The organism is Polaromonas sp. P1_G4 (assembly GCF_056405475.1).
The window spans coordinates 1-2,742 of sequence record NZ_JBFUCA010000540.1; the positions used below are offsets into that span (position 1 = coordinate 1).

A 2,742-nucleotide genomic window follows, 5' to 3' on the forward strand; every position below is an offset into this window, starting at 1 on the left:
CTACCAACCATGGCGGACGGTGACGCATTGCACGTCACCCGAACCAAGGCGTTTTCTGCAGTCGGGGTCAGAAAACACTGGAAAGCAGACGGTTAAGTCTGCTTTTCGGTGTGTTCCTTGAAACACGAAAGGCTGGAAGCCCGACTACGGTCTTCCAGCCTTCTCAAACACCAAGAATTACTTGAGTTCGACTTTCGCGCCGGCTTCTTCGAGCTTCTTCTTCGCAGCTTCTGCGTCAGCCTTTGGAGCGCCTTCCTTGACGTTCTTCGGAGCACCGTCAACCAGGTCCTTGGCTTCTTTCAGGCCCAGACCGGTGATTTCGCGAACGGCCTTGATGACCGACACCTTGTTGGCGCCAGCTTCGAGCAGCACGACATTGAAGTCGGTCTTCTCTTCAGCAGCTGCAGCAGCACCGCCGCCACCGCCAGCAGCGGGAGCAGCCATCGCAGCTGCGCTCACGCCAAATTTCTCTTCGATGGATTTCACCAATTCGTTGAGTTCGAGGACCGTCATGCTATCCAGCGCGGTCAAAAATGCGTCTTTATCGAATGCCATTTTGAATTTCCTAAAAAGTTGGGTACAAATTACGCTGCTACAGCTTCAGCTGCTGCGGGGGCATCGGCTGCGTCGCCGCCCTTTTTGGCCGCCAGGGCGCCCAGCACAACGGCCGTACGCGACATAGGCGACATCAGCAAGCCACACAACTGGGCGAGCAACACTTCCTTGGAGGGAATGTTGGCCAGTTGCTTCACGCCGTTCACGTCCAGGGATTTACCGCCAAATGCACCACCGCGAATCACCAATTTGTCATTGGTTTTTGCGAAGTCAGCGACTACTTTTGCAGCAGCCACGGCATCCGTGGAAAAGCCATAGATCAGCGGACCGGTCATCTGGTCGGACACGACTTCGAATGCACTGCCTGCCACGGCACGGCGAGCCAGGGTGTTCTTCAGAACACTCAGGTTCACGCCTTTGTCGCGGGCTTGGCTGCGCAGACGGGTCATGTCAGCGACCGTGATACCACGGTATTCCGCCATCACGAGCGTTTGAGCTTTAGCGGCGAGGCCAGTCACTTCATCAATGACGGCTTGTTTCTCACTGCGGTTGAGACTCAAGGTCTACTCCTTAAAAATGTGTGGTCAGGTTCGGGTGACTTGCATCCCCCTCGCCCTTCAACACGCTCATGTTCAGCGACCAACTGTTTCAGATTCTTTGCAAAACCATCTGCAGCGGGACCGCCATCTGCGTTGGCTGTCTTTCGATTAAGCGGCAAGCCCAAAAAGCCTGCCACGCCAACGGTCTTTGATGACCTGCCGGAGCGAACCCCGGCAGCCCACCACATTGAACAACCCCTGCGGGTTGCCCAAATTTCTGCGATTACGCTGCGATGGTTTGCGTGTCGAYGCGAACGCCCACACCCATCGTTGACGAAACCGCAACTTTCTTCAAATACACGCCCTTGCTCGAAGCCGGTTTGGCTTTTTGCAACGCGTCGATCAGTGCAGCCAGATTGCCTTGCAACTTGGCGGTGTCGAACGAGCGGCGGCCAATCGTGCCATGAACAATACCGGCCTTGTCGACACGGAACTGAACCTGGCCGGCTTTGGCGTTCTTGACGGCTTGCGCCACGTCAGGCGTCACGGTGCCAACCTTGGGGTTAGGCATCAGGCCGCGGGGACCGAGCACCTGGCCCAGCGTACCCACGATGCGCATCGCATCGGGGGAAGCAATCACCACGTCGAAATCCATCTTGCCGGCCTTGATTTCAGCAGCAAGATCATCCATGCCGACGATGTCTGCGCCGGCGGCTTTGGCTTCTTCAGCCTTGGCACCCTGGGCGAACACGGCCACGCGCTTGGTCTTGCCGGTGCCGTTTGGCAGCACGACAGCGCCGCGAACGACCTGGTCGGATTTCTTGGCATCGATGCCGAGCTGGACAGCCACGTCGATGGATTCATCGAACTTGGCGACAGCGAATTCCTTCACGAGGCCGAGGGCATCGGAAATCGCGTACAGCTTGTTGCTGTCGATTTTGTCGCCAATAGTCTTCTGGCGTTTGGTCAGCTTGCTCATACAACACCCTCCACCGACACACCCATGGAGCGGGCCGTACCGGCAATCGTGCGAACTGCAGCGTCAAGGTCAGCAGCCGTCATGTCTTTCATTTTGGTCTTGGCGATTTCTTCAAGCTGCGCGCGGGAAATCTTGCCAACCTTCACCGTGTGCGGCGTGGACGAACCCTTGTCGAGCTTGATAGCTTTTTTGATCAGGACGCCTGCCGGAGGCGTCTTGATGACGAAGGTAAAACTCTTGTCAGCAAATGCTGTGATCACCACAGGCAGTGGCAAGCCTGGCTCAACACCCTGGGTCTGCGCATTGAATGCCTTGCAGAATTCCATGATGTTCAGGCCACGCTGACCGAGCGCAGGGCCGATCGGGGGGGACGGGTTAGCCTTACCAGCTGGCACTTGCAGCTTGATAAAGCCGACGATTTTTTTCGCCATACTTTTCTCCTTGCGGGTCATAACGCCTGAACGCTGCCAAAGGCAGGTCCGGGCTCCCCGGGGGTTACACAACTCAAAAACAGTCCGCAAGGACCGTTTCGCGCCGAGTTGCAAGGCGCGAAATTATCTACCGAATCGAAATTACGTTTTTTCGATCTGGCTGAATTCCAGCTCTACCGGTGTGGCACGCCCGAAGATCGTGACCGACACACGCACCTTGTTTTTGTCGTAGTTAACC

At 56.5% G+C, this 2,742-nt stretch carries 4 protein-coding genes and 1 pseudogene; all 5 read right to left on the reverse strand.

Features of this window, described 5'->3' with window-relative positions:
• Nucleotides 1-177: 177 nt before the first annotated feature.
• Nucleotides 178-555, reverse strand: coding sequence for a 50S ribosomal protein L7/L12 (rplL, locus tag AC1D1X_RS20145; RefSeq protein ID WP_431094480.1), 378 nt, complete (start codon nucleotides 553-555; stop codon nucleotides 178-180).
• Nucleotides 556-584: 29 nt separating this feature from the next.
• Nucleotides 585-1,115 (reverse strand): 50S ribosomal protein L10, encoded by a 531-nt coding sequence (gene rplJ, locus AC1D1X_RS20150; RefSeq protein WP_477670197.1) that lies wholly within the window; start codon nucleotides 1,113-1,115, stop codon nucleotides 585-587.
• Nucleotides 1,116-1,377: 262 nt separating this feature from the next.
• Nucleotides 1,378-2,073 carry a 50S ribosomal protein L1 gene (gene rplA / locus AC1D1X_RS20155; protein ID WP_477698999.1) on the reverse strand — a complete coding sequence of 232 codons (696 nt, stop codon included), beginning with the start codon at nucleotides 2,071-2,073 and terminating at the stop codon, nucleotides 1,378-1,380.
• Nucleotides 2,070-2,504, reverse strand: coding sequence for a 50S ribosomal protein L11 (gene rplK / locus AC1D1X_RS20160; protein ID WP_007871338.1), 435 nt, complete (start codon nucleotides 2,502-2,504; stop codon nucleotides 2,070-2,072). The genes rplA and rplK overlap by 4 nt, the downstream gene beginning before the upstream one ends.
• Before the next feature lie 141 nt (nucleotides 2,505-2,645).
• A pseudogene (locus tag AC1D1X_RS20165) lies at nucleotides 2,646-2,742 on the reverse strand (transcription termination/antitermination protein NusG); the annotation flags it as partial.

Coding starts and splice junctions, on each gene's coding strand:
- rplK (WP_007871338.1), bottom strand. CDS start 2,504: ATGGCGAAAAAAATCGTCGGCTTTATCAAGCTGCAAGTGCCAGCTGGT.
- rplL (WP_431094480.1), bottom strand. CDS start 555: ATGGCATTCGATAAAGACGCATTTTTGACCGCGCTGGATAGCATGACG.